This is a genomic window from Aeromonas sp. 5HA1, assembly GCF_029237245.1.
Taxonomy (GTDB): Bacteria; Pseudomonadota; Gammaproteobacteria; order Enterobacterales; family Aeromonadaceae; genus Aeromonas; species Aeromonas salmonicida.
This window is the reverse complement of sequence record NZ_JAACFW010000008.1, coordinates 140,272-166,499: the sequence shown is the minus strand read 5'-3', so window position 1 is coordinate 166,499 and position 26,228 is coordinate 140,272. Positions and strand designations below refer to the sequence as shown.

Here is a 26,228-nt window from a genome sequence, read left to right as displayed (position 1 = left end):
GCAGGTGAGCCAAGGATCCAGGGTATCGGAAGAGGATCTTGTCAGTACGGATGTTCATGGGGTCATTATGGATAGCGGCCGTTTTTAAATCAACAATTCACTTTACTTAATAATGCGCCTTGCTCAGTATAAATAAACCAATAACTTTATTTAATGAGGCTGACATGGAAGGGATCAAGGGGCAGGCGACCCTCTGGGTATTGGTGATGACGGTGATACTGGCTATAGCGGGCTTCAGCCTGCCCTCGCCCGTGCTGGCGCCACTGATGCTGGATCCGGCGCAGGGCATGTTGACGCCACAGGCGTCTGACTGGAGTCGCAAGGTGTGGCTGGGGGTCATCATGGGGCTCTACCCGCTGTTTCAGCTGGTGGGATCCCCCAGGCTGGGCAGACTCTCGGACCGCCACGGCCGTAAACCGATCCTGATGCTCTGTCTGATCGGCGTGCTGGCAGGGTATGCCCTGATGGCGTTGGGGATCGTCTGGCGATCCTTGCCACTGTTGTTGCTGAGTCGGGTGGTGGAGGGATTCTTCAATGGCAACATCGCCATCGTGCAGGCCATGGCGGCTGACATGAGCACCACCAAGACCAAGACCCGCAACTTCGCCTGGATCAACATAGGCATGAACCTGGGCTGGGTAGTAGGGCCGATGATAGGAGGTTATGCGGCCGTGGTATCGGGGGATTACAGTCTGGCCGCCTGGCTGGCGGTGGCCATGACCCTGGTCAACCTGTTGCTGGTGCTCTGGTTGTTGCCCAACAAGGCCCCGGTTGCCCCCAGCCAGCAGGCGCCGTCGCTCTCTTCTCGTCAGCTCTTGCTGCAACCGGCTCTGTTGCCCTATTTCGTGCTGACCCTGCTCAGCTACGGCGCTGTGCAGCTCTATTTCACCTATTTCAACGTCTGGCTGGTGGAACGGCTGGCCTGGGATCCGGCCCAGTTGGCGCAGGCCTCGGTACTGGTGAGCCTTCCGATGATGGCGGGCTCCTGGCTAGGTGCTAGGTTCGCTCACCACTGGCGCGGCAGCAGCCTGGGGGTCGTCGGTCATCTGTTGATGGCGGCGGGCATGTTGCTCTTTATCCTGCCCAGCCACTGGTGGGGATTGACGCTCACCTTTATCCCGGCTGGCATCGGCATGAGCCTGGGGGTGCTGGCCATTTCAGTGGCCATCTCCAATCGCAGCCATGCTGAGCAGCAGGGGCAGGCGATGGGGCTCTACCGTGGGCTGAATGTGGCCGGCTCAATCCTGGCGGTCGTAGTGGGCAGTCTGGCATTGCTGGCGGGCACAGAGTGGCCCTTCTATCTGGCTGCGCTCTCAGGTGTGGTTTGTGCCATCGGTTTCTACGGTCTGCGCAAACGGGCCGATCGACGCCAGCGTCTGGCGAGCTGTGCCGAGCCGGGTTGAGGAGCCGTAGACGCGAGGGACCTGCCGTGTGCCCCGGTCAGATCACAGATTGGGGGCCCGGTCCCTGACAGGGCTTGCATCGGGGCGCCGGCTCTGGGACGGTAAGGCTCTTTGCTGATTTGTTTGAGGCTGGAGGAGCTATGAGTGAGTACAAGGCCATCGCGCTGGATATGGATGGCACCCTGCTGACCCGGGATCACAAGATCTCGTCCGCGACCCGAGCGGCGCTGGCCCAGGCACGGGCCCACGGCATCAAGGTGTTGCTGGTAACGGGCCGCCACTTCATGACGGCGCGCCCCTTCCATCACGAGCTGGCCCTCGATACCCCCATCATCTGCAGCAACGGTGCCTACCTCTATGATCCGGCGCAGGAGAGGATCCTGGCGGGGGACCCGCTGGCGGTGGCCCCGCTCACCGATCTGTTGGTTCAGGTCGAGGCGCAGCAGATGGGGGCCCTGTTCCACCTTAGCGAAGGGATCGGCTATATCGGCTGCGAGGATCACATCACCCGGATGCGCCACTGGTCGGCAAACCAGCCGGATCATCTCAAGATCTCCCTGCTGCCTGCGGACGATCTGGTGAGCTGGCTGAAAAATCCGATCTGGAAGCTGGAGCTGTTCAACCAGGATCCTGCCCTGCTGCATCAGTTCATGGGGGAGGTGGTCGAGGCCATGCCCTTTACCCGTGACTGGGCGGCGCCTTATGCGGTGGAGCTGGTGCAACCGGGGTGCAGCAAGGGCAACCGGCTGGCCCTGTGGGCCGAGAGCGAGGGGATTGCGATGGAAAACGTGGTGGCGTTTGGTGACAACAACAACGACATCAGCATGTTCGAGCAGGTGGGGCTGGCGGTTGCCATGGGCAATGCCGCCGCCCATGTGCAGGCCCATGCCGACCTGGTGACCGCCGATCACAACGAAGACGGGATCGCGCTGGCGTTGCAGCGCTGGGTGCTGCCCTCGTAAGGATCCGCGGCCAGAGGAAAGGGGCCATCCAGGCCGGGAAATAGCCCGGATGGCCTGTTCTTTTCGCATTCATGCCCGAAAGAGAAGGGGATCACCCGGGCCGGGAGGAGGTGCCGGCTGTACTCGGTGCAGCCCGAGTCTTAATTGCCGAAAGAGAACTGGATTACCCGATCAGGGAAGCGGATCCGGTTGTAGTCTCGGCGTAGTCCCTCGTAATGACGGATGGCCCGCTCGCGCTGGGCGCGGTAGTAGTCGCGCTGCTTGCTGTCGTTCTCGTTGCGGATCTGGCGCTCCAGCTGTTCGATATCCCGTTCTGTCTGCTGCAAGTCGCTCTTGATCTCGCTGAGCTGCTTCTCCAGCAGGTACTCCTTGCGACCGCGATCGTACTGGGTGAGGAAGCTGGCATCGTTGGGACAGACACCCAGATACTCATGACCTGACTTGGCCTTGCTGTAGGCCAGTTCAGGAATGCAGTAGAGCTCCAGCCCCTTGGCATAGCCTCGTTTCCACTCGGCTTCATCCACCTTGAGGCCGTATTCGCCACAGGTCGATACATAGTCACGGGTTGCCTGACGGGTCTTGCCCTGCTCCCCATCCTGATAGCCCAGGTTGTACCAGCTCATGGCACGGCACTCCTCTTCCGACAGCGAGCTGCAACCGGCGAGCAGAAAAGGCAGGGTCAGCAACAGGATCTTGGGGGACATAAACGGGCTCCAGCATGGATGATGGAGGCATTCTAGTGAGGATGCCGGGTCAGGACAAGGGAGGATCTCGGGTCTTGGCTGGCGCCGTTTTTTGACGTTTTTGTCACTATTTGCGACAGGCCGGGGCGGGAGGGGCGGCTCACTTTCCTTGTGGTCATGGGCGAGGTAAACTGCGCCATCTTTTAACTGGCGCGTAACAAAAATAATGAAAGTCCTGACCGTCGATTACCGCTCGCCCGATGCGGCGCAGCGCTTCACCGAATCCCTGCGTACTACAGGCTTCGGGGTATTGACCCACCACCCCATCCCGAAAGAGCTGGTGCAGTCCATCTATGACAACTGGTATCGCTTCTTCATGAGCGAACAGAAGCAGGATTTCCTGTTCAACCGCGAGACCCAGGACGGCTACTTCCCGCCGTCTGTGTCCGAGGTGGCCAAGGGTCACAGCCAGAAGGACATCAAGGAGTACTTCCACCTCTATCCCTGGGGCCAGATGCCGGAAGCGCTCAGGGAGCAGGCGATGGAGTACTATCGCCTCGCCAACGATCTGGCCGCCGAGCTGCTGGGCTGGGTGGAGCAATACACCCCGAGCGACATCGCCGCTCACTACAGTTGCCCGCTCTCTTCCATGATTGAAGAGAGCCAGAAGACACTGCTGCGGGTGCTGCACTATCCGCCGTTCGACGGCACCGAAGCGCCGGGTGCCATCCGCGCCGCCGCCCACGAGGACATCAACCTGCTGACCATTCTGCCTGCCGCCAACGAGCCGGGCCTGCAGGTGAAGGGAGCCGATGGGGAGTGGATGGATGTGCCCTGCGATTTTGGCACCCTCATCATCAACATCGGCGACATGCTGCAGGAGGCCTCTCGCGGCTACTACCCCTCCACCACCCACCGCGTCATCAATCCGACCGGCGGCAGCGCCAGCAAGTCCCGCATCTCCCTGCCGCTGTTCCTTCACCCGCGGCCGGATGTGGTGCTCTCCGAGCGTCACACCGCCCACAGCTACCTGATGGAGCGACTGCGGGAACTGGGGGTTATCTAGGCGCTCAATGCGAGTCCATGACAGTCAAAACCGGAGCAAAAATGCTCCGGTTTTTATTTTTCGGCACGATAACGCGTAAAACTGAATATTATTAGGTAATGATGCCAATAAATCGTTTTTTAGCCCGATAAGCGTCGTTGTGATTGCGTGGCCTTGACCGTACTCTGAGCGCCGTTTTGGGCCCAGCTCGTGGGCACCTGTATTGGAGTTCTTATGAAGCAGTCCCAATGGTCATCCCGGCTTGGTTATATTCTGGCCGCCGCAGGCTCCGCCGTCGGTCTCGGCGCTATCTGGAAGTTTCCCTACGTGACCGCCGCCAATGGTGGCGGTGCCTTCCTGCTGGTCTTTTTGCTGTTCAGTTTCACCCTGGGGGTGGCAGTGCTGATGGGAGAGACACTGCTCGGCAGCATGAGCCGCCGTGGTGTGGTGGGGGCGTTTAGTGCCCTGATGGGCAAGCGCTGGCGCTGGGTCGGGGCCATGGGCCTGCTCTGCAGCCTGCTTATCTTCAGCTTCTACAGCGTGGTGGGCGGCTGGACCCTGGGCTACACCGGCATGGCGCTGGCCGGTAGCCTGCAGCATGGGGATGGCGCCGCCCTGACTGCCCGCTTCAACGACTACGTCGGCGATCCGCTCTGGCCCGTGTTGACCCACCTGCTGTTTGCCGCCCTCACCTGGTGGTTCGTGCAGGGGGGCGTGCAGCAGGGGGTGGAGCGTACCTTGCGCTGGATGATGCCGGCCCTGTTCATCATGATACTGCTGCTGGTGGCCTTCGGTCTTACCCTGCCCAATGCCATGGCCGGGGTACGCCACTTCCTGATGCCGGACTTCAGCAAGCTCGGCATGTCCGGCGTGCTCGATGCCATGGGGCTGGCCTTCTTCTCCCTCTCCATCGGCCTGGGCATTCACACCACTTATGGAGCTTACTTGCCTTCCAGCGAAGGCGTGGGCCGTTCCAGCTTCTGGGTGGTACTGCTGGCGAGCCTGATCGCCGTGCTGGCGGGCTTGATGATTTTCCCCGTGCTGGCGGCGACCGGCATAGATCCCGCCTCCGGCCCGGGCCTCACCTTCATGACGATGCCGGCGGTGTTCCAGCAGTTGCCGTTTGGTCAGGGACTGGCGGTGATCTTCTTCTCCCTGCTGGTGGTGGCAGCGCTCTCTTCGGCCATCTCGCTGCTGGAGCATCTGCAGTGCTTCATCTGCGAGAGCCTGGGCTGGTCACGCCGCGCGGCCTGCAGCCTCATTACTCTGCTGGTGATGGTGAACGGCATTCCCGTCAGCCTGTCATTCGGCCCCTGGGCGGATGTGACCCTGTTTGGCAAGAACATCTTCGAGCTGCTGGATTTTGTCACCTCCAACCTGATGATGCCTATGTTCGGGCTGGCGCTCACCCTGTTGCTGGGCTGGAAGCTGGGTCAGCGAGCGCTGCCCCAGGGCTTGGCTCAGCACTGGCGGACCCTGGTGATGGGTTGCTGGCGCTGGCTGGCCCCCTTACTGATCGGCGGGATCCTGTTGCGCGGCTTGATGTGAGGTTCGATCTTGATGGGGGGGCAGCATGCCCCTCCCACTTTTCAACCTGACCTTGTCGAGCGCGGACTGCCAACGGGCTATGACGGCATCATCCTGATCCCTGGAAAAGGCGAGGTAGAGCCATGACTCATGAAGCACTACCCCCGAGTTTGTCACGCTGCGATGTGATAACCCTCGCTGTGCCAAGGTGGCATCCAGCACCATTTCGCCTACCGGAAATGCATCAATTTTGCCCAGTACCAAGCGTTGCAAGGCTTCCTCAACCGATTGGTAGCGCACCAGATTGGTATATCCCTCGCGGGTGAGTCGTTCGTCATCGGCATTACCGAGCACAACCCCGACCCTTGGCAAATGACGCAAGTCGTCGAGGCTCTTCAGTTTGTGTCTGGGTGACGGGGGCTGATAGATGATCACTTTGTTCCGAAACAGTGGTCCTACCCATTTAAAGAAGGGTTCTCTCTCGGGTGCCCACTGGGTAACAAACAGCGCATATCCCGGCTCCAGTCTGGTCAGTGCCAGGGCCCGTTTGAAGGGGTAAATCCGGATGGGATACGTTTCTCCCAGTTCATCTTGAATTTGCTGGAGCAGGCGAACGGCGATCCCGTCGAGCTTGCCATCATGGTGATGAGTGAAGGGGACGAGTTCATGGCTGAGCAGGGTCAGCGAGGGTTGTGCCGACAGTGTCAGGCTGAGGCTGAAGAGTGCTCCGATGAGCAGAGTTCGTTTCATGCACTGTCCTGTTGCATATGCTGAATCAAGTGGCCGCTGGGGTGACATTATCATGGTCAACAGGGCGTCCCTGATTGATAAATATAGGGTTTTCAATGGGAGTTGAAAATTTTTATTTCTCATTGTGTCAATTTTTCTTGCCATGGTTTAGGCTGTGGCTCCTTTTTGGCGTTCAGGTCATCCTATTCATGTCACCCGTTTTCGCGCTGTCAGGCCGATTTTGCCGCTCCCAGGAGAGGTGACCTTGCACGCGCAGTTTGTCTGAATGTTCATTGCAAAGGTCGCCGCCAGGCGGCCTTTTTTGTGGTTACCCGTTTGATGTTTACCCATGGAGTATCGATTCGATGTTGTGTTCCCCGGAGGTTGTATGAGCCAGGTTCAGTGGTCTTCCCGTCTCGGTCATGTGCTGGCGGCGGCCGGTACGGCGATCGGCCTTGGCGCCATCTGGAAGTTTCCCTATGTGACGGCCACCAATGGTGGCGGTGCCTTCCTGCTGGTGTTCCTGCTGTTCAGCTTCACCCTGGGGGTAGCCGTACTGGTGGGGGAGACATTGCTCGGCAGCCGCAGTCAGCGTGGTGTGCTCGGTGCCTTCCACAAGCTGGTCGGCCCGAACTGGCGCTGGATGGGTTACATGGGGATACTGTGCGGCTTCTTCATCTACAGCTTCTACAGCGTGGTGGGTGGCTGGACCGTGGGGTATGCGGCGCTGGCGGTGGCGGGCAAGCTCAACCTGAGCGAGGGCAGCGCCCTCACCGCCCTGTTCAACGGTTATGTCAGTGACCCCTGGTGGCCCGTGCTGACTCATCTGGTCTTTGCCGGACTGACCTGGTGGTTCGTGCAGGGTGGCATTCAGAAAGGGGTGGAGCGGGCACTGCGCTGGATGATGCCTGCTCTGTTCATCATGATGTTGCTGCTGGTGGGGGTGGGTCTCTCCATGCCGGGTTCCATGGCCGGGGTACGTCAGTTGCTGGTGCCGGACTTCTCCATGCTGACCGGCCAGAGCGTGCTGGATGCGCTGGGGCTGGCTTTCTTCTCCCTCTCCATTGGCCTCGGGGTGCATACCACCTATGGTGCCTACCTGCCGAGCAGCGAAGGTGTGCTGCGCTCCGGTGTCTGGGTGGTGACGCTGGCGAGCCTTATCTCCGTGCTGGCGGGTCTGATGATCTTCCCGGCGCTGGCCTCGACCGGTATCGATCCCACTGCCGGTCCCGGCCTCACCTTCATGACAATGCCTGCCGTGTTCAGTCATCTGCCGTTCGGTCAGGGGCTGGGAGTGGTCTTCTTTCTGCTGCTGCTGGTGGCGGCACTCTCCTCCTCCATCTCCATGCTGGAGCATCTGGTGCGTTTCACCACGGAGGAGTGGGGTTGGTCACGGCGCGGTGCCTGTCGGGTGCTGACCCTGCTCATCATGGTGTCGGGTATTCCGGTCAGCCTCTCATTCGGCCTCTGGAGCGAGCTGACCCTGTTTGGCAAGACGATTTTCGATCTGCTCGACTACCTCACCTCCAACCTGATGATGCCGCTGTTCGGCCTGGTGCTGACTCTGCTGCTGGGCTGGCGACTGGGGGACACCATATTGCCCGCCGGTTTGTCACCCGTGCTGCGGCTCGGCCTGCTCTGGTGCTGGCGACTGGTCGCACCGCTGCTGATCGCCGGTATTCTGGTGCGGGGTCTGTTTTAAGAGGGCTTCTTGCGAGGTCCGCCAGCCCGGCCATCACCGGGCTCAGTTGGGCGGGGAAGAGGATGACTTGGGGTGCAGGTGTGATCGGATCTGCAGCAAGGTCTTCTGGTACGCATCGGCATGGTGTTCCATGAAGGTGGCGCTGTGGGTCAGGCGCCGCTCCAGCCGATCAACCAGCAGTGCCACCTTGGGGGCCGGCATGCCGGCAGGCCAGCACAGCTGCAGCAACTCCAGCAGTTGCCAGGCATCTCCCGGCAGAGCCGGGAACTCTTCCTGCAGTGTCATGGCGTATTGCACTGCGAGCTGATGCTGACCCGATGCGCTGGCCCGCTGCCGCTCCTGGCGCAGGTAGGTCAGGCGCTGCTCACGGCGGTCCAGCTGGAGTTTGAGTTCAGTGACGACTTGATTGAACATCCGCTGGAGCAGCGGCGACGGTGCCACTCTGGCCTGGTACTGGCCGAGCTTTGCCAGATAGCGCTGGGCGTGGTGGGGCAGGCCGCAAAACTGGCTGACGGCAAAGCCGAGCAACTGGTTGAGATGATTGTCCCGCGCCGCCTCCGGCGGGTGTTTGGCCAGCAGCACTATGGCGTCATCGAAGCGATAATCCAGACCCAGCATAAGGGCCTGCAGCAATGCAGCCTCGTGGGCCCGCAGGGTGGCGGCCTTGCTGAGATAGTCAAACTCCTGTTGCAGGGCACTGATCCTGGCTGCCGTGGGGTAGTGCCAGAGCACGGCCAGACTGGCATTCAGGACGAAATTCTCGATAGACAGGCGGAACCTGTGCTCACTGAAAAATCGCAGGCTGAGCGCGTTTGCCTGTTCGAGTGCCTTCCCTTCATCTTTCAGCAGCAGGGCCAGCAAGATGGCCGCCTGACGCCATTCCGGCTGCCAGGACTGTTTTTGCAGCAGCTTGCCGAGTACCTCCCAGGCTGATTCCCACTGCGCCTCGTGCAGCAGGCAGGCCAACATCAGTTCCAGCTGTATTGTCAGCGGCAGCCGTTCCTGATTGCGGGTCAGGTCCTTGCGGGCGCTGTCCAGCTTGTTCAGTCCCAGCAGAGCGTGGATCAACCCCTTGCGTGGCCACCAGGCGTCGTGTTCAGTGGTACACATGGCATAGTGCTGGGTGGCCTGGAAGTGATCCTGCTCCTGCAGCAACATGTAACCCTTGACCCTGTCCAGCAGTGGGCCCAGCGCCTTGTTCTTCTTCTGCTGCTGGTAGAGCAGGTCTTCGCACAGGGAGCAGGCGAGGCGCCACTCCCTGAGCTTCATTGACGGGGGCAGGGGCCGGGTCAGCCCGGTCAGCAACACCAGTTCGTGCAAACTGCGTGTCAGCTGATCCGTGGTAAAGGGCATGGACAGGTGCAGTGGAAAATAGAGCTCGGAAGGGGGGTACTGGAGCAATTCATCGTCCCCATCCAGCAGCAAGAGCACACAACCAGGTTCGAGCAGGCCCAGATAGTGCGCCTCCTGCAGCAGACGGATCCCCTCATGGGCCTGATGGCGATACTGGCGGCAGATGATGGCGTCGAACGGCTGCTGACGCAGCAGGGCGGATAGTGTGGAGAGTTCCTTGCAATAGGTCAGTTGGGATGGCGTGACGCCATGATCACTCAGACCTTGGGAGAGGGCCGAGCTGAGCATGGCATCGTCTTCGATCAGAAGGATCTGCATCCTTGGCGCTCCCTTGCTGGTTCACGATATGAAAAAGTATGGCATGGGATGGAGTCAAAAAGAGCTTTCACTATTGTCTGTAAATTGTACTCGGGTCAATACCCCGCCGGGGTCAAGGGGGTGGCGGATTGATCAGAAACACCACAGCTCCCCCATAGGCGGGGACCTGTGCCAATCTCGCTTCCCAGGCGGGATCCCACTCTCCCCCCTGTGCCAGCCCCAGCTTGAATGGCAGTGTCAGCCGGTACAGCGTCTGCAGATAGCGGGCATAGCCGGGTTCGGTATGACGGCCCCGATAGGTCTGCACCACCAGCTCGTCGACCACACCTGTCAGGGCGTTCAGCTCCCTGATGTCACCGGTGCGGGTCCAGTCCAGCAAGCCTGTGATGCTGATGGCGTAGCGAGCGGGCAACTGTTGTCGCAGCTGACGCAGGAAGTGCCCATAGTCGGCCAGCTGGTGGGTGCGGGCATCGAAATCTATCTGGACGCCGCGCACTTCATTGCCCTTTCGCTGCCAGGCCGCCAGCTGGTTTTCCAGGTTCTGCAACAGGGTGTCATCCCAGTCGAGCCGCTCCACCCGATAGGCGAGCCACAGTTCGCCCACCGGCAGCTTGCTCGGCGCTATGCCCTGCCCCTGAAAGCGCAGGGGCAGGGCCGGGTCCAGGGGGCCTATCTCCCCTTGATGCAGATAGAGGCGATCTGCCTGCTGCAACACGGGTTGGGGTCTGACCCCTGCCCACAGCCAGAACTGGCGGTACTGGCTCGCCTCGACGGTTGCCCTGGCCTCGGTGCCGATCAGGGTCAGCATCACCAGTAATATTTGAGCTGTTTTGCCCACTGGCTTGCCCCGTGTTGCTGCTTGAGGGTGTTGAACCAGGCCTTGCGCTGGCTGACGGGCAGATCCTGACTGCCGCAACCGTTGCTGCCGCTCGGGGCGTAGCAGTTGATGGCGCGATAGAGGGCGTAGGCCTTGTCGTCCTTGCCGGCTTTGGGATTGGCGATGACCTGCTGATACCAGTCGAGGCGGCTGCGCTGCTTGCCGGCAAACAGGTCCTGGCTCCCCGCCAGGGTATCGGCTCCCGGGCGATGGAGCAGGGGATCCCAATCCAGCCCTTGTGCCAGGAAAAACTCGCCCAGGCAGTTGAGGGCTCTGGGCGTACCAGGCGCCTTGGCGAGGGTGGCGACCACCTCGGTCAGGGCCGGGCACTGATAACCCTGGCTGCCTTGCCAGTTGAACGGTGCCGCAGGGGGAGCGCCCGCCACATCTTGCAGGAAGCCCTGGTAGTCGCCATGGGTCAGCTGCTTGTAACTCAGGGTGTAACTGGCACGCTGACGCAGGGGCTCGGAGGCGGTTTCATCCCGGGCCATGCGGCGCAGCAGGGGCGCCGGTGCCACATATTCCAGCAGCGGGATGCGGTAGTGATCGCTCTTGATGGGGCTTTCCTTGGCAAACACCAGCTCCAGCTGGCCGGCCCGTTCCAGGGTCATGGCCAGGGCAAGCTGCAACAGCTGATCCTGCAAGGGGGTTGGCTGGTTGGCGAGCAGGGCGCGCCACTGCTGTTCGGCTTTGGCCCACTGCTGCTGGGCTGCCAGTGCCATCCCTTTCAATACCTGCTGGCTGAAGGCCAGATTATTCAGGGGGCCGTTGGCCAGCGCAGGGGCGGCAGCGACCACGGCGGCATAATCCTTGGCAAGATAGTAGCGGCTGGACTGCTCCAGATAGGCCAGCCAGGGGGCGTGCCGGGCAAACTGGGGGGCCTGCTTGCCGATCTCGGCGGCGAGCAGCGGCTGCCACTCATCCCAGCTGTCATGGATCCGCAGCCGGCGCAGATCCTGCACCAAGGTCAGCATGGGCATGGTTGCCGAGCCGGTGAAGCCGGGTTGCATCAGCAATTTGAGATCGATCTCGTTGACCAGATCCTGCTCGCTCTGCTGTTGGCTCGCCTGCAGATAGTGACTGGCCAGCAGCTCGTTATCCCCCTTGAACCAGGCAAGTCGACGCAACAAGCCGGTGGCGGAATCCAGATAGCGCCCCTGTGGGTAACGGGTGCGGTAGTCGGTGATGAGCTGCTCGCAGCGCTGCAGCTGAGCCTGATCGATCCGGCTGCGGTCCAGGCTGCCCCAATCGTCGAAGGCGCTTTGCTGGGACTGGTTGAGGGCGACCCGGATCTTCATGTAGTCGGCCGTCTCCTTGAGCCAGGGCTGGTCCTGTTCGGCGAGGGCGGAAAACAGGGCGTCGGCTTGCGCAAACTCCCCCTGATAGAAGTGCTGGCTGGCGGTCAGGTAGTCGGCAAACCCCTTGGCGGCGGCGGACAGCGGCGCCGTCTTGCTTTCGCCCTGGGGCATGCTTTCTGCCGCGTCCTGGGCCTGGCCGCACTGACCCAGCATGGCGAGCCGCTGGCTTGCCAGCTGACTGCGATCGCCGGCGGTAAGGGCGGGCGTTTGCACCAGTGCCTGCAAGAAGGCCTCGGCAGAGACTGGATTGTTGCTGATACAGCGCCCCTCGCTCCAGCTGCCGGCCCGGGTGATGGCCGCTTCAGTGGTGGCGGCCTCTATGCCCAGCGACGCGGCCAGCGCCAGCAGGGGATCCGGTCCGGCAGGTGCGGTATCGCCAACGGTCGGGCTTATCAGCTCATCGACCCGAAATGGCAGAGGCAGAGCTCCACCGGGCAGGGAGAAAGCCTGCTCATCGGCCAGCAGCAAAGCCAGATTGGTACGGGTGTCGTTATCGGGGGAGAGAAATGGCAGTCCGTTCAGATGGCACTGGGCTGCGGTCAGTTGCAGGGTGAGCGGTGTTTCGCAGCCATCCGGGCCACAGGCCAGCACAGGCAGGCTGCACAGAGCCAGCCACAGGGGAGTCAGTTTCATGGGGCGGTTTCCGGCCAAGGGAGTCAAGAGAAGGGGATGAAGGCAAGCTACAAGATGTGGGGGCGCCTTTCAACTGACCATAGGGGGCGCCTGGATTGAGCAAAGGCGGCTTATTGCAGGCCGGGCCCACTGGCCGAGAAGGGGCAATCGCGCTGGTGGATCAGGCGGGAGCCCTGAGCGTCGCGTCCCTGCCAGCTGAGCGCAAGCTGACCCAGACGACCCAGATGGCGCAGCTCGAACTCATAACGCAGGCAGGGATTGTCGAGGGGAAGGGCCGTCATGCCATCCGGCAGCCGGTAGTGATAATTGAGCCGTGGCCCATCCTGCAACTGGCGACGCTCGAGCCTTACTCCTGCTACCTGAGGGGAGGCGGCAACCAGATGGCGGCGCAGGCTCAAGGGGGCATCGATTGCCTTCTGGTAATGGAGGCCGTTCATGGCGGCCAGCTCCTCTTCCAGCCGTTGCAGCTCCCCCTCCAGCCCGCTCAGTGCCGTGCCCAGCTGTTGATGACCGGGCGCAGCGCAGCCCCCCAGCAGCAGGGTGACAAGCAGAAGCGAGACGCGGGTCGGGTGCATGGGCTCTCCTTTGGGCGCCCGGATCTTGGCGCGCCGGGCCGGATAGTGGCTGACTGATGGTGGCTGACTATAGCAGGGGATTGGTGGGCGGCGCGGCGCGCAGCAGCTGTGCCAGCCGCTCCAGTCCTTCGGCGACACGGGCATCTGTGGCCGGTTGGCTCAGGCTCAGCCGTACCCCTTGCGGCGCGGCGAACTGGCCGGCGGCGAAGTGTTCTCCGCTCGCCACCCCGACGTCAAGGGCGTTGGCAGCCTCGGCGAATTCCTGGCTGCGCCACGGTTCCGGCAATGGCAGCCAGGCGTGCATTGAGCCCGCCTGCCAGTGAGCTCCCGGCAACAGGTGGCGCAACAGCTCGCCGCGACGTGCCAGGATCTGCCGCTGCTGCTCGACCAATGGCATTATCTGGCGCTGGCTGACCAGCTTGCAGGCCAGCTCGATCAAGAGGGGGCTCACCATCCAGCTCGACAACCGCATCGCCTGGGCGAAGGCATTGCGCAGGGCGGGTGGCGCCAGCACGAAGCCGACCCTGAGCCCGCCACAGGCGATCTTGGCCAGGCTGCCCAGATAGATGACCCGCTCCGGTGCCAGGTTGACCAGGGGGGCTACCGGGATACTGGGCAGCAGGCCGTTGACGTCATCTTCGATGATCAGCAGGTCATGGTGGCGTGCGATGGCGATGACGGCCTCGCGCCGTGCCTGGCTCATGATGGCGGTGGTGGGGTTTTGCAGAGTAGGGGTAAGGTAGAGCAGCTTGGCCCGCCGCGTGCGGCAGGCAGCCTCCAGCGCGGCGGGGATCAACCCCTCCTCGTCCATCGCCAGCCCCACCACCTGGTTCTTCAGCTGGCGGGCATTGCCCAGCATGCCGGGGTAGCTGAGGCCTTCACATAAAATGGTCTCCCCCACGCAGCCGGTGGCCAGCAGAGAGAGCATGATGCCGTGCTGGGCGCCGTGGCTGAACAGCAGGCGATCCTCGCTGCCGTGCACCCCCTGCTCGGCCAGCCAGTCGATGAACAGCTGGCGCTGACCGGGCTGGCCCGCTTCCTTGTCGTAGCCGAGCAGGGCATTGAGATCCCCGTCGGCCACTTCCCCCAGCATGGGGCGAATGATGGCGGCCCTGTCCAGTTGTACCGGCAGGTTTTGCCACAGCTCGATGCGATGCCCCTCTTCTTTGCGGATCACCCACTCATTGGCCGGATCCGTTCCTGTCCCTTTGACCCAGGTGCCGTGTCCCACTTTGGCAGCCAGCAGGCCGCGCCGCTCCGCCTCGCCATAGGCACGGGTGATGGTGCCGACGGTTACTCCCAGCCGATCCGCCAGGGCTCTGTGGGTCGGCAGGCGGGTCAGGGGTGGCAGGTCGCCACTGAGAATGGCCTGTTCTATGGCTTTCACCAGCTTGAGATAGAGGGGGCCATCGAAGGGGGCAAGGTCCGGGGTCCAGATTGTCATGGTGACAATAAATCCATTGATCCAAAATTGTCCTCAATATAGCGTGAAAGCCAACCTGTTCACAATCAAATACACCACATTGTATCGATACAATGTGGCAATAAAGGAGTCACAAGATGACGATAGAATGGTATGTCACCCTGTTCGGCTTTGCCGTGCTCACCTGCGGTACGCCGGGCCCCAACAATCTGATGCTGACGGCATCTGGCGCCAACTTCGGGGTGCGCCGTACCCTGCCACACCTGACGGGCGTGGCCGTGGGTCAGCCTGTGTTGCAACTGGTCATGGCATTGGGGCTCTATCCCCTGTTCGAGAGCTGGCCTCTGCTGCGATTGGGGCTGCAGATCTTCGGCAGCCTCTATCTGCTGTGGCTGGCGTGGCGTATCGCCGTGGCCGGTGCCCCCGGTGATCCGGCCCGGCGTGCCCGTCCGTTGACCCTGCTGGAAGGGTTGGGCTTTCAGTTTCTCAATCCCAAGGCCTGGATGATGGCCATCTCCGCCATCAGTCTGTTCAGTCTGCCAGGTGCCAGTTACTGGCCTAGCCTGTGGGGGATCATGCTGGTGTTTCCGCTGGTGGGCTTCCCGGTCTGTTTTGTCTGGGTCTTGTTCGGCCATCAGCTGAGCAACTGGATCAGCACGGATAGGGGCTGGCGGCGCCTCAACGGCTCCCTTGGTGTGCTGACAGCGCTTTGCGTGGTGATGCTCTGGTATTGAGCGCGCGCCGCTGGCAGGCAAGAAAGAGCCATTTCTGACTTGTCGCCACTGGGCTGGCTCTGCATATTAGAAGGCTTGCCGTATATCGGACGCTGTGTATCACCAAGAGGTTGAGATGGATCTGAACTGGTTGCTTCCCCTGGCGGGCTTTGCCCTTATTACCTGTGGCACGCCGGGCCCCAATAACATGCTGCTCACCAGTGCCGGTGCCGCCCAGGGATTTCGCCGCACTCTTCCCCTGCTGGTGGGGGTGGTGGGGGGGATCAACCTGATGATCCTGGCCACGGCGCTGGGGCTCGGGGTGATGTTTGAAAAGGTGCCACTGCTGCATGACGGCCTCAAGCTGATTGGCTCGGCCTATCTGCTCTGGCTGGCCTGGAAGGTGGCGACCGCCAGTGGCCCGACCGAGGGCAACCGACCGCTCATTCCGGCCCATCAGGGAGCCATGCTGCAACTGCTCAACCCCAAGGCCTGGATGATGGCGCTCTCCGCCATCAGTGGCTTTACCCTGGCGGGGGAGGCTTACTGGCCCTCGGCCAGCTGGGTGCTCGGCATCTTTTTTGTGACCGGCCTGTATACCGGCGCCTTTTGGGTGCTGTTCGGTGCCCAGGTGCGCCGCCTCATCCGCACCGCCACAGGCTGGCGTCGTTTCAACCTTGGCATGGGGCTCGCCACGGCAGCCTGCGTGCTGATGATCTGGATTTAGGCGTCCAGGATCCCTTGACGTGTCGGCTCGGCCGCGACAGACGTCAACAGACCCTGGACCTTTGGCCTTACCTTCTGTCTTGTTGGCCCTTCGGGGCCTTTTTTATCTCGCTGGCAGCGCCGTATTACACTGGCACTGCATTAAAGGAGTCCCCATGAAATGTATCGGTCTGCTGGGTGGCATGAGCTGGGAATCCACCGTCAGTTACTATCAGGCGTTCAACCGGGACGTGCGGGCACGGCTCGGCGGCCTGCACTCGGCGCGGGTGCTGCTGAGCAGCGTCGACTTTGCCGAGATAGAGCGGCTGCAGCATGCCGGTGACTGGCCCGCGACCGCCAAGCTGCTGGCTGCCGAGGCGCGCAAGCTGCAGGCTGGCGGCGCCGATTTTCTGCTGATCGGCACCAATACAATGCACAAGGTGGCGCCCGAGATTGAGGCTGCCATCGATATTCCGCTGCTCCATATCGCCGATGCCACCGCTCGCCAGTTGCTGGCGGACGGTGTGCAAAGAGTCGGGCTGCTTGGCACTCGTTTCACCATGGAGCAGGATTTTTACAAGGGCCGCCTGCAAACCCTGTTCGGGCTTGAGGTGCTGGTGCCGCCAGCGGCGCAGCGCGAAAGGGTGCATAGCATCATTTATGACGAGCTCTGTCTTGGCGAGATCCTGGCGTCATCGCGCGCCGAGTATCTCGCCATCATCGCCGGGCTGGCCGAGGCGGGTGCCCAGGCAGTGATCCTGGGATGTACCGAGATTGCCTTGCTGGTGGGTGACTCAAAAGCAGCCGTTCCGCTCTATGACACCACTGCGATTCATGCCAAAGCGGCGGTGACACTGGCATTGCAGCCTGATTAACTGGTCAGATCTCACTATTCGTACTCGCTCCATACCCCTTGCCATAAAAGCGTGTAAAATTGCGCCCTGAATTTCCCGGCCAACTCGGTTGGCCGCGACTCCTTACACGCAAGGCTGACATTGTGACTGAAGTAGATAGATTCGCGGACATTCGCCCCTACCGCGATGAAGAAGTGCCGGCAGCCATAGAACGGCTGATCCAGGATGATGAATTTATCGGCGCCATCGCCAAGTATCGTTTCGGTTCCCTGATGAGCTGGCTTGGCTGGGCCATTCGCCCGCTGATCCGCCAATTCCTGCGCTACAAGTGGTCCAAGGTGACCACCATCCATCAGGTGCAGATGGGGGTGACCCGTTACATGTCCCGCATGATTGCCACCTCCACCAAGGGCGTGACCTTCTCCGGCCTTGAACACCTCAAGAAAGAGCAGGGTTACCTGTTTGTCTCCAACCACAGGGACATCGCCATGGATCCGGCGTTCGTCAACTGGGGGTTGCATACCCATGGTTTTGATACGGTGCGCATCGCCATCGGTGACAACCTGCTGCGCAAACCCTGCGCCACCGAGCTGATGAAGCTCAACAAGAGCTTCATCGTCAAGCGCTCCGCCAAGGGACCGCGGGAGATGATGAAGATGCTCGGCGAGCTGTCCGCCTATATCGGCCAGTCGGTGCACGAAGGCCACTCCATCTGGATCGCCCAGAAGGAAGGGCGCGCCAAGAATGGCGATGACAAGACGGATCCGGCCATCCTCAAGATGTTCTATGTGGACGGCAAGAAGCAGAAAATCGACTTCGTCGACTACATGCGCAGCCTCAACATAGTGCCGGTCAGCATCAGCTATGAGCTGGATCCCACCGACAAGGCCAAGGCGCGCGAGCTGTACGAGAAGTCGGTCAACGGCAGCTATGAAAAAGGCGAGTTTGAGGATATCGAGAGCATAGTCGCCGGCATCGTCGGCCAGAAGGGGCGGGTACATGTCTCCTTCGGCGCCCCCATCAGCGAGGGTTTCAGCGATCCGGACGAGCTGGCGGCGCTGATCGACAAGGCAATCTGGGGCAATTATCGCCTCTTCCCGGGCAACTACCTGGCTGCAGATGTGTCCGGCAAGGCCAATACCATAGAGCAGGCGGCCTTCCTGACTCGTCAGTCAGAGGTGCCACAAGAGCACAAGGCCATCTGGCGAGCCATGTATGCCAAGCCGGTGGAAAACGCCCGCAAGGCTTGAATGACACCGGTTGTGTGAAAAAAACGGGAGCAGATGCTCCCGTTTTTGCGTCTGGTCAAAGTCGACGACGATGGAGTAGTGAATAATATTGTTTCAGCTGGTACGATCACCGGACGAATGCGTTTTCGTCTCTTGGCAAGCAGCGGATGAGTGTGTAACAGTGACCTCAGACGCTCGGCACGAGCAAATAGGCGCTTCCTGTCTGCATGGATTGCAGATGGTGCGACACAAGGACCTGAACAGGGTCCTTTTTCATTTTGCGGCAAAGATGCCGCCTGAATACACCTAAGGATCCGCTCGCCATGATCACCGGCAGTCTGAATACCCTGCAGCGAACGCCGCTGCCCGCCCCGCTGGCCCGCATCATGGTCGAGGTGGTGAAAAGCGTCGACCATTGGCTGAGTGCGCCGCTCGGCAAGACAGAGATCGACGGCCTCACGCTGTTCTGTCTGGTGAGCGAAGAGCTGACCGAGCCGGCAGCGGATCGCCGTGGTGAGTTCCATCAGCAGTATCTGGATATACAACTGCTGCTGCGCGGGGAAGAGTGGATAGGTGTCGGGCCTCACAGCTACGTCAATGACGGCGCCGATCATCCCCACCCCGATCTCTGGTTCGTCGACGACGAACAGACCAGTTATCTGGCGTTGCAGCCCGGTGATTTTGCCATCTTCTGGCCGGGAGAACTGCATCGCCCTCTCTGTACCCCCAACCAGCCGGCTCACGTGAAGAAGCTGGTGGTCAAGGTGCACAAGGATTTGCTGGCCGGCCTGTAGCCGTCAGCACGGCAGCTCAACGGGTGCGCGGCACCCTCCGGGTTCACACAGACCCATGATGAATCGAGTGCACAGCGTCTTCGGGACCCGCACTTAACGTATTGAAAAATTGGGCGCACTTTCCTGCGACCATAAGCCCCCGGCAGGGGAATCCCATCCATTGTTGGATGACACGACACTGTCGGCATAAAGCCGAAGCACAGGAAGATGTAGAACATGAGCAAGTTGGTATTGATCCTTAACTGCGGTAGCTCTTCCCTGAAATTTGCCGTAATGGACGCCGAAACAGGTGAGGACATGCTGTCCGGCCTGGCCGAATGCTTCAATCTGGATGATGCACGTATCAAATGGAAACTCCACGGGGTCAAGGGCGAAGCCATGCTGGGAGCGGGTGCCGCTCACCAGGCTGCCCTCGACCATATCGTGGGCCACATCCTGCCCCAGGATCCCTCTCTGGCCGAGCAGCTGGTGGCCATCGGCCATCGCATCGTGCACGGTGGCGAGCAGTTCTCCCGCTCCGTTCGCATCGATGATGGCGTGATCGCCGGCATCGAGGCCGCCATTCCGTTCGCCCCCCTGCACAACCCGGCGCACCTCATCGGTATTCGTGCCGCGCTCAAGGTCTTCCCGCAGCTTGCCGAGAAGAACGTGGCCGTGTTCGACACCGCCTTCCACCAGACGCTGCCGCAGGAAGCCTATCTCTACGCGCTGCCTTACAAGCTCTATAAAGAGAACGGTATCCGTCGTTATGGCGCTCACGGCACCTCTCACCGCTTCATCGCAGAAGAGACCGCCAAGGCGCTGGGCAGGCCGCTGGCCGAGCTCAACATCATCAACTGCCACCTGGGCAACGGTGCTTCCGTCTGCGCCATCAAGAACGGCGAGTCCGTCGATACGTCCATGGGCCTGACCCCGCTGGAAGGGCTGGCGATGGGCACCCGTTGCGGTGACATCGACCCCGCCGTCGTCTTCTTCATGCACGATCAGCTCGGTTACAGCGTGGACGAGATCAACCACACCCTTACCCGCGAGTCCGGTCTGCTGGGTCTGACCGAGGTGAGCAGCGATTGCCGCTATGTCACCTCCAACTATGCGACCGACGCCGGTGCCAAGCGTGCGCTGGATGTCTTCACCTACAGAGTTGCCAAGTATGTTGGCGCTTACGCTGCTGCCATGGAGGGCCGCCTCGACGCTCTGGTGTTCACCGGCGGTATCGGTGAAAACGCCGCCATGGTGCGCGAGATGGTGCTGGATCGTCTGGCCCTGTTCGGCTTCAAGGTAGATAAAGAGGCAAACAATGCCGCCGTGCTCGGTGGAGAAGGCCCCATCACGGCTGAAGGCAGCCGTCTGGCGCTGGTGATGCCCACCAATGAAGAGCTGGTCATCGCCCGCGATGCCCTGAGTCTGGTCGGCTAACGCCCCTCGCTCCGATACAACGCCTGGCCTGCGCCGGGCGTTGTCGTTTCAGGCTTCCGGCTGAGCGACTTGTCATTTGACATGGGGTGGCAGATACGTACCCTGACGGCTGTTTCACGTGCAGGAGGTAGGGATGAAGGTGGTATTTTTTAACTGGCTGGCGAGCATGGGGGTTGAAGTCAGCAGCATGATGGCGCTGGTGATCGCCCTGGGCTTTATCGTCCTTACCTCGCTGATATTGCACGTATTGTTGCACCGGGTCCTGCTGGTGCGACTGGTGACAGTGCTTGCCAAGTCCAAACAGGTGTGGCTGCCTCCCCAGTTGCAACAGCGCCTGTTCTACCGACTCGCCTTCGTGTTGCAGGGAGCCGTTATGCTCGGTCAGGCGGAGATCTGGCTGCCGAGCAGCTCCGACAGTTTGCAGCTGATCGAGATGGTGACCCAGTTCTGGATCCTGCTGTTCCTGCTGCTGGCCCTGTTTGCCCTGCTCGACTGCATCTTGTCGGTGAGCCGATACACCCGGCTCGGGCGGGATCTGCCTCTGCGCGGCATCTTCCAGGGGGTGAAGCTGGTGGCCAGCATACTGGTCGGCATCCTGATGATCGCCCTGCTGCTCGGCAAGTCACCGCTCTTCCTGTTCAGTGGCCTGGGTGCCATGACAGCCGTGTTGATGTTGGTGTTCAAGGACCCCATCCTCGGCCTGGTGGCGGGGATCCAGCTCTCCGCCAACCGCATGCTGAGCGTCGGCGACTGGTTGCAGATGGACAAGTACGGTGCCGACGGCGAGGTGACCGATATCGGCCTCACCACCGTCAAGGTGTCGAACTGGGACAAGACCATCACCACCATCCCCACCTATGCGCTCATCTCCGACTCCTTCAAGAACTGGCAGGGGATGACGGAATCCGGCGGCCGCCGCATCAAGCGCAGCGTCAATATCGACATGACCAGCGTGCGCTTCCTGACCGCGGATGAGCAGATGCAGCTCAAGCAGGCCCAGCTGCTGGCGCCCTACCTGGGCCGCAAGGAGCAGGAGCTGAGCGCCTATAACCAGCAGCTCAGCGATGCCCTCAGTTGCCCCATCAACGGGCGCCACCTTACCAATCTCGGGACCCTGCGCGCCTATCTGGACGCCTACCTGCGGGCCCATACCGGTATTCGCAAGGACATGACGCTGATGGTGCGCCAGCTGGCGCCGACTACCGACGGTCTGCCGCTGGAGATTTACTGCTTCACGGCGACCACGGCCTGGGCGGATTACGAAGGGATCCAGGCCGATATTTTCGACCATATCTTCGCCATCATTGAGCAATTTCATCTGCGGTTGCATCAATCTCCCACAGGTTACGATATGCGTGCCTGGCAGAGGGGACAAAAGGAGTGAGGACACGGGTCGAGGCGGCAGGGGAAACGCCATATTAATCATCGACCCGTATCCAGTTGTCAGTTGAAATTTGGTGTGCAGAGGAGAAAAATGGCGGCCTTCTCTTCGCGCCCCTGATCCCTCTTGAATCAGCTGTCAGCCCTGAGACGTCAATCAAGTCATCATCATGGGAAAGTTATGAAGCTCCTTCGCAATAGTGCGGCTGCTCTGTGCTGCAGCCTTGTTCTGGCCGCCGCGCCTGTGTTTGCCGTTCAATACGATCTGCCCGGGGCCAACAGCCGTCTGGTGGGCGAGAATATGGAATACGTGGTGTCGGCCGCCGAAAACGGTCAGCCGCTGGAGGCCGTGGCCGCCAAATTCCAGCTGGGGCTGACCAATATGCTCGAAGCCAACCCCAAGGCGGATCCCCTGCTGCTGCAGGCGGGTGAGAAGCTGGTCATCCCCCATCAGCTGATACTGCCGGATGCCCCCCGCGAAGGTATAGTGCTGAACGTGGCCGAGATGCGCCTCTACTACTACCCGAAAGGCAAGAAGGTGGTGGAAGTGCTGCCCATCGGCATCGGCCAGCTCGGCACCGACACCCCGGAAAACTGGGTGACCAGCGTGCAGCGCAAGAAGGCCGGCCCGACCTGGACCCCTACCGCTAAGATGCATGCCGAGTATGCCGCCCGTGGCGAGAGCCTGCCGGCTGTCTGGCCCGCCGGCCCGGACAACCCCATGGGGCTGTTTGCGCTCTACATCGGCAAGATGTACGCCATCCACGGCACCAATGCCCAGTTCGGCATAGGTCTGCGGGTGAGCCACGGTTGCGTGCGGCTGCGTAACGAAGACATAGAGTACCTGTTCAAGCAGATCCCGGTCGGCACGCGGGTGCAGTTCGTCAACCAGCCGATCAAGGCCACCGTCGAGCCCGATGGCCGCCGTTATCTGGAAGTGCACCAGCCCCTGTCCCGCAGCGAAGCCGAGTTCAACTCCAGCTTGCCTGCTCCGCTGCCCATGACCCAGGCCGCGACCCGCTTTATCGCCCATGCCGACAGCGACTCCCAGCTTGTCAAGCAGGCGCTGGAGCAGCGCAGCGGCATGCCGATCGCCATCAATCGCTGATCCTGTCGTTCATCGTCTCAAGCCCCGGCCTCTGGCCGGGGCTTTTTTTTACGCTCATACCACCTGGCGCCAGGGGGCGGGGGGAGCAGACAAGCCCTTGCTGTCTCAGGATAAAATCCGGCCTATCTCTCCTTGAGTGGTTCGTTAGTTAGAGATGAAACGTTTATATTGTGTTTTTTATTTGTTAAAAGTGGTTGAGGTCATGGGATCTGCTGATTAAGCTAGGGCGGTTTTTTAAGGAAGAGCCCGTCGTCAGAACGGGTACACACGTCACCTAATGGAGTTTTGAATGACAGCCAGCACCCCCATGCTTATCACCTTTCTGGTGTATATCCTCGGGATGGTCTTGATCGGTTTTATAGCCTATCGCGCCACCCGCAACTTTGACGACTACATTCTCGGCGGCCGCCGTATGGGGAGCTGGGTCACCGCCCTCTCCGCCGGGGCCTCCGACATGAGCGGCTGGCTCCTGATGGGCTTGCCGGGCGCCGTTTTCATCGGCGGTATTTCAGAGAGCTGGATCGCCATAGGCCTCACCATAGGGGCCTATCTCAACTGGCGCTGGGTCGCCGGTCGCTTGCGGGTTCACACCGAGAAGAACCGCAACGCCCTGACCCTGCCGGACTACTTTACCTACCGCTTCGAGGACAAGAGCCGGGTGCTGCGCATCCTCTCCGCCCTGGTGATACTGCTGTTCTTCACCATCTACTGCGCCTCCGGCGTGGTGGCCGGTGCCCGCCTGTTCGAGAGCACCTTCGGCATGAGCTATGACACCGCCCTCTGGGTCGGTGCCGCGGCCACCATCACCTACACCTTCTTCGGCGGCTTCCTCGCGGTGAGCTGGACCGATACGGTGCAGGCGACCCTGATGATCTTCGCCCTGATCCTGACGCCGGTATTCGTCATCATCGCCGTTGGCGGCATCGACACCGCCATGGTGCAGGTGGCGGCGCAGAACGGCAGCAACCTCGACATGTTCAAGAACCTGAACTTCATCGCCATCGTCTCGCTGATGGCCTGGGGCCTGGGCTACTTCGGCCAGCCCCACATACTGGCGCGCTTCATGGCGGCGGATTCTCACCACTCCATGGTCAATGCCCGCCGCATCAGCATGACCTGGATGGTGTTCTGCCTCGGCGGCGCCGTGGCCATCGGCTTCTTCGGCCTCTCCTACTTCTCCACCTTCACCGAGCAGGCCGCCGGTGTCACCGGCAACCCGGAGCGGGTCTTTATCGAGCTCTCCAAGCTGCTCTTTAACCCCTGGATTGCCGGCGTGCTGCTCTCCGCCATTCTGGCGGCCGTGATGAGCACGCTAAGCTGTCAGCTGCTGGTCTGTTCCAGCGCCATTACCGAAGATCTCTACAAGCCCTTCCTGCGCAAGAACGCCTCCCAGCAGGAGCTGGTGTGGGTGGGTCGCATGATGGTGCTGTTGATCGCCGTGGTTGCCATCGGTGTTGCCATGAATCCGGAGAATCGGGTACTGGGGCTGGTGAGCTACGCCTGGGCCGGTTTTGGTGCCGCCTTTGGTCCCGTTGTGCTGCTCTCCGTGCTCTGGTCGCGCATGACCCGCAACGGCGCCCTCGCGGGCATGCTGGTGGGTGCCATCACCGTCATCGTCTGGAAGCAGTTCGGCTGGCTGGGGCTGTATGAAATCATCCCGGGCTTCCTCTTCTCCGCCCTGGCGATTGTGGTGTTCAGCCTGCTGGACAAGGCGCCCTCCAAGGCCATGGTGGATCGCTTCAACGAGGCCGAGCGCGAGTTTCAAACCCCGCCGCCCGCCAGCATGAGCGAGCCGGTCGCCGTCAACTGAGTCGGCCACCGCCAATAACAAAAAGCCCCGCGATGCGGGGCTTTTTCATGTGCGGCGACTTAGCCGGCGCACATCGGCGCGGGCCGCTGCGCCGGTCTCTGTCAGCCAGCGGGCCCTGTCCTGATCGCGGGCTGTGTGCATGGGCCCCAGGTGCTGGCGGTGGGTGAGCCGGATACCGCACAGCCCCAGTACCTGCTTGTCGAGGATGCGCGAGGTGGGATCCCCCAGCCACCAGCGGTAGTACCAGACAGGGCTGTCCATGGTGAGCAGCAGGCGCGCCGTCTTGCCCGCGAGCAGGCGCAGGGGCTGGGCCTGGCCCTTGACATATTGAAAGGCGAAGCCGGAGAGCAGGGTGCGATCCAGCAGGCCCTTGAGACGGGCCGGCATGCCACCCCACCAGAGGGGGGAGACGATCACCAGATGATGGGCGGCACTCAGGCTCTGCTGCAACGTCAGCAGATCCGGCTCCAGCGGCGGCATAAGGTCATAGCCATGGCGCAAGTCCGGCTCGAAGGCGAGCTCCCCCACGTGCAGCAGTGTGACCTCTGCGCCAGCCTCCTCGGCGCTGCGAGCATACTCGCTGGCCAGGGCATGGCAAAAGCTGTCGGGTTTGGGATTGCCGTTGATGACAAGCAGACGGGGTGGCATGGTCAGGGCTCCTAATGGGGTGAGCCCGTATTAGACCCTCTGTCCCATGGGACAGAGTCAAGGGGCGCAGCGGCCCTCTTTGATGAGGTCGATGGTCAGGGCGACTGGCTTGCCATCGAAGGGCGCTTGCCCGGGCTTAGTCTGGCTGGAGGAGTGGCGTGCGGCAGGGATGCTGTTGCAGTAGCGCAGCGCACTGGGTCAGGGCTTGATACTGGCGCTGTAAACGGGCCTGCTCCGCGCCGATCTGCGCCAGCTTGTCGGCGATAAGGCGTTCCACCTTCTGCCAGGGAAACTGCGCCATGTCGGTCATGCCGGCCAGCAGAGGGGTGAGCTCACTCAGTTTGCAACCCAGCTGCTGGGCCTGGCGAATAAACCCGACCCACTCCAAGTCTTCCGCCCGGTAGACGCGATACTTGCCGCGCCGCCTGGGTTCGGGCAGCAGCCCCATCTGTTCGTAGAGGCGGATCGCCTTGGGTGTGGTGCCCGCCAGCCGGGCAAATTCGCCGATATACATCTTACTGCTCGCAAAGGTTGTTCGAGTTGGGGCTTACTATAGGCCAGTGGTAGGGGGGAAATGAATCCCCATGGGGGATAGGGCTGTGGAATCAGCGCATTGCACTGTGGCGGCAAGTGTCTGGATGCGGCTTTGCCCCCATAGGATGTGAGAGGGTGTCCCAGATTTTTTTGTGCCCGCCTCGCCAAAGTGGCGCAGGGTGGGGGCATAGATGGCGTAGTCGGGTGAGAGTTGCTCGATATATTCGAGCCAGAGGTATGATTGGCCAGCGCGCAATGGATCAGCTGCAGCGGCTCGCAAGGCGATCTTCCGATCCTTGCTTATATCTTGGCTGGGTTATACGCGATAGTCGGAATACGCTTCGCTATTCGAACCTACGGGCTGACCGTGTTGCCAAGTACAACCAGCAGATCCGTATCGAAGAAGCGCTGGGTGCCAAAGCTCCTTTCCGCGGTCTGAAAGAAGTTAA

General features: G+C 61.3%; 23 protein-coding genes. 14 read left to right on the top strand and 9 right to left on the bottom strand.

Translation table 11 applies throughout. The annotated features are described in order from the left end of the window. Positions 1 to 164: 164 nt before the first annotated feature. Positions 165 to 1,403, top strand: coding sequence for an MFS transporter (locus GWQ27_RS09715; RefSeq protein WP_275907236.1), 1,239 nt, complete (start codon positions 165 to 167; stop codon positions 1,401 to 1,403). 140 nt (positions 1,404 to 1,543) lie between these two features. Further along, entirely contained in the window at positions 1,544 to 2,365 is an 822-nt protein-coding gene (locus GWQ27_RS09710; RefSeq protein WP_275907235.1) for a Cof-type HAD-IIB family hydrolase, read from the top strand. Positions 2,366 to 2,505: 140 nt separating this feature from the next. On the opposite strand, the gene GWQ27_RS09705 is transcribed toward GWQ27_RS09710, so the two are convergent. Then, on the bottom strand, positions 2,506 to 3,069 hold the full coding sequence (locus GWQ27_RS09705) for a DUF2799 domain-containing protein (RefSeq protein ID WP_005318675.1): 564 nt from the start codon (positions 3,067 to 3,069) through the stop codon (positions 2,506 to 2,508). 205 nt (positions 3,070 to 3,274) lie between these two features. Here GWQ27_RS09705 and GWQ27_RS09700 point away from each other — a divergent pair, with 205 nt between their 5' ends. Both GWQ27_RS09700 and GWQ27_RS09695 read left to right on the top strand, forming a co-directional pair. After that, complete coding sequence (locus GWQ27_RS09700; RefSeq protein ID WP_155603040.1) at positions 3,275 to 4,114, top strand: 2OG-Fe(II) oxygenase family protein; 840 nt, start codon at positions 3,275 to 3,277, stop codon at positions 4,112 to 4,114. A gap of 213 nt (positions 4,115 to 4,327) precedes the next feature. Beyond that, positions 4,328 to 5,641, top strand: coding sequence for a sodium-dependent transporter (locus GWQ27_RS09695; RefSeq protein ID WP_275907234.1), 1,314 nt, complete (start codon positions 4,328 to 4,330; stop codon positions 5,639 to 5,641). On the opposite strand, the gene GWQ27_RS09690 is transcribed toward GWQ27_RS09695, so the two are convergent. Next, positions 5,603 to 6,370, bottom strand: coding sequence for an ABC transporter substrate-binding protein (locus tag GWQ27_RS09690; protein ID WP_275907233.1), 768 nt, complete (start codon positions 6,368 to 6,370; stop codon positions 5,603 to 5,605). The genes GWQ27_RS09695 and GWQ27_RS09690 overlap by 39 nt on opposite strands. A gap of 367 nt (positions 6,371 to 6,737) precedes the next feature. Between GWQ27_RS09690 and GWQ27_RS09685 the strand changes: the two genes are divergently transcribed. Next, positions 6,738 to 8,051 carry a sodium-dependent transporter gene (locus GWQ27_RS09685; protein WP_096119033.1) on the top strand — a complete coding sequence of 438 codons (1,314 nt, stop codon included), beginning with the start codon at positions 6,738 to 6,740 and terminating at the stop codon, positions 8,049 to 8,051. 42 nt (positions 8,052 to 8,093) lie between these two features. On the opposite strand, the gene GWQ27_RS09680 is transcribed toward GWQ27_RS09685, so the two are convergent. From GWQ27_RS09680 to GWQ27_RS09660, 5 genes are all read right to left on the bottom strand, one after another. Then, positions 8,094 to 9,722 carry a hypothetical protein gene (locus tag GWQ27_RS09680; protein ID WP_096119034.1) on the bottom strand — a complete coding sequence of 543 codons (1,629 nt, stop codon included), beginning with the start codon at positions 9,720 to 9,722 and terminating at the stop codon, positions 8,094 to 8,096. Between the two features lie 112 nt (positions 9,723 to 9,834). Further along, a complete protein-coding gene (locus GWQ27_RS09675; protein WP_275907232.1) occupies positions 9,835 to 10,560 on the bottom strand; it encodes a DUF3142 domain-containing protein in 726 nt (241 codons plus the stop codon). Then, positions 10,530 to 12,590, bottom strand: coding sequence for a hypothetical protein (locus GWQ27_RS09670; RefSeq protein WP_275907231.1), 2,061 nt, complete (start codon positions 12,588 to 12,590; stop codon positions 10,530 to 10,532). The genes GWQ27_RS09675 and GWQ27_RS09670 overlap by 31 nt, the downstream gene beginning before the upstream one ends. Before the next feature lie 110 nt (positions 12,591 to 12,700). Continuing rightward, positions 12,701 to 13,165 (bottom strand): hypothetical protein, encoded by a 465-nt coding sequence (locus GWQ27_RS09665; protein WP_275907230.1) that lies wholly within the window; start codon positions 13,163 to 13,165, stop codon positions 12,701 to 12,703. A 67-nt stretch (positions 13,166 to 13,232) separates the two neighbouring features. Beyond that, the gene (locus tag GWQ27_RS09660) at positions 13,233 to 14,609 is read right to left on the bottom strand and encodes a PLP-dependent aminotransferase family protein (RefSeq protein WP_275907229.1); all 1,377 of its coding nucleotides are present in this window, start codon (positions 14,607 to 14,609) and stop codon (positions 13,233 to 13,235) included. A gap of 116 nt (positions 14,610 to 14,725) precedes the next feature. Between GWQ27_RS09660 and GWQ27_RS09655 the strand changes: the two genes are divergently transcribed. The 9 genes from GWQ27_RS09655 (at position 14,726) to putP (ending at position 24,597) form a co-directional block, all read left to right on the top strand. After that, positions 14,726 to 15,322, top strand: coding sequence for a LysE family translocator (locus GWQ27_RS09655; RefSeq protein ID WP_275907228.1), 597 nt, complete (start codon positions 14,726 to 14,728; stop codon positions 15,320 to 15,322). Positions 15,323 to 15,437: 115 nt separating this feature from the next. Next, the gene (locus GWQ27_RS09650; protein WP_155603048.1) at positions 15,438 to 16,028 is read left to right on the top strand and encodes a LysE family translocator; all 591 of its coding nucleotides are present in this window, start codon (positions 15,438 to 15,440) and stop codon (positions 16,026 to 16,028) included. Positions 16,029 to 16,182: 154 nt separating this feature from the next. Continuing rightward, positions 16,183 to 16,881 carry an aspartate/glutamate racemase family protein gene (locus GWQ27_RS09645; protein ID WP_275907227.1) on the top strand — a complete coding sequence of 233 codons (699 nt, stop codon included), beginning with the start codon at positions 16,183 to 16,185 and terminating at the stop codon, positions 16,879 to 16,881. A gap of 122 nt (positions 16,882 to 17,003) precedes the next feature. After that, on the top strand, positions 17,004 to 18,110 hold the full coding sequence (locus tag GWQ27_RS09640) for a 1-acyl-sn-glycerol-3-phosphate acyltransferase (RefSeq protein ID WP_021139500.1): 1,107 nt from the start codon (positions 17,004 to 17,006) through the stop codon (positions 18,108 to 18,110). 302 nt (positions 18,111 to 18,412) lie between these two features. Further along, complete coding sequence (locus tag GWQ27_RS09635) at positions 18,413 to 18,883, top strand: YhcH/YjgK/YiaL family protein (protein WP_059168318.1); 471 nt, start codon at positions 18,413 to 18,415, stop codon at positions 18,881 to 18,883. A 216-nt stretch (positions 18,884 to 19,099) separates the two neighbouring features. Further along, positions 19,100 to 20,299: an acetate kinase gene (locus GWQ27_RS09630; protein ID WP_275907226.1), complete on the top strand. Its 1,200-nt coding sequence runs from the start codon at positions 19,100 to 19,102 to the stop codon at positions 20,297 to 20,299. 133 nt (positions 20,300 to 20,432) lie between these two features. Further along, positions 20,433 to 21,683 carry a mechanosensitive ion channel domain-containing protein gene (locus GWQ27_RS09625; RefSeq protein WP_275907225.1) on the top strand — a complete coding sequence of 417 codons (1,251 nt, stop codon included), beginning with the start codon at positions 20,433 to 20,435 and terminating at the stop codon, positions 21,681 to 21,683. A 177-nt stretch (positions 21,684 to 21,860) separates the two neighbouring features. Beyond that, positions 21,861 to 22,787, top strand: coding sequence for a L,D-transpeptidase family protein (locus GWQ27_RS09620; RefSeq protein ID WP_275907224.1), 927 nt, complete (start codon positions 21,861 to 21,863; stop codon positions 22,785 to 22,787). Positions 22,788 to 23,076: 289 nt separating this feature from the next. Continuing rightward, positions 23,077 to 24,597, top strand: a complete 1,521-nt coding sequence (gene putP, locus GWQ27_RS09615; RefSeq protein ID WP_275907223.1) for a sodium/proline symporter PutP — start codon at positions 23,077 to 23,079, stop codon at positions 24,595 to 24,597. A 45-nt stretch (positions 24,598 to 24,642) separates the two neighbouring features. Here the strand turns inward: putP and GWQ27_RS09610 are convergent, their stop codons facing one another. After that, positions 24,643 to 25,245 carry an NAD(P)H-dependent oxidoreductase gene (locus GWQ27_RS09610; RefSeq protein ID WP_275907222.1) on the bottom strand — a complete coding sequence of 201 codons (603 nt, stop codon included), beginning with the start codon at positions 25,243 to 25,245 and terminating at the stop codon, positions 24,643 to 24,645. A gap of 136 nt (positions 25,246 to 25,381) precedes the next feature. Further along, positions 25,382 to 25,759: a MerR family transcriptional regulator gene (locus GWQ27_RS09605; protein ID WP_058395257.1), complete on the bottom strand. Its 378-nt coding sequence runs from the start codon at positions 25,757 to 25,759 to the stop codon at positions 25,382 to 25,384. Between the last annotated feature and the right edge of the window lie 469 nt (positions 25,760 to 26,228).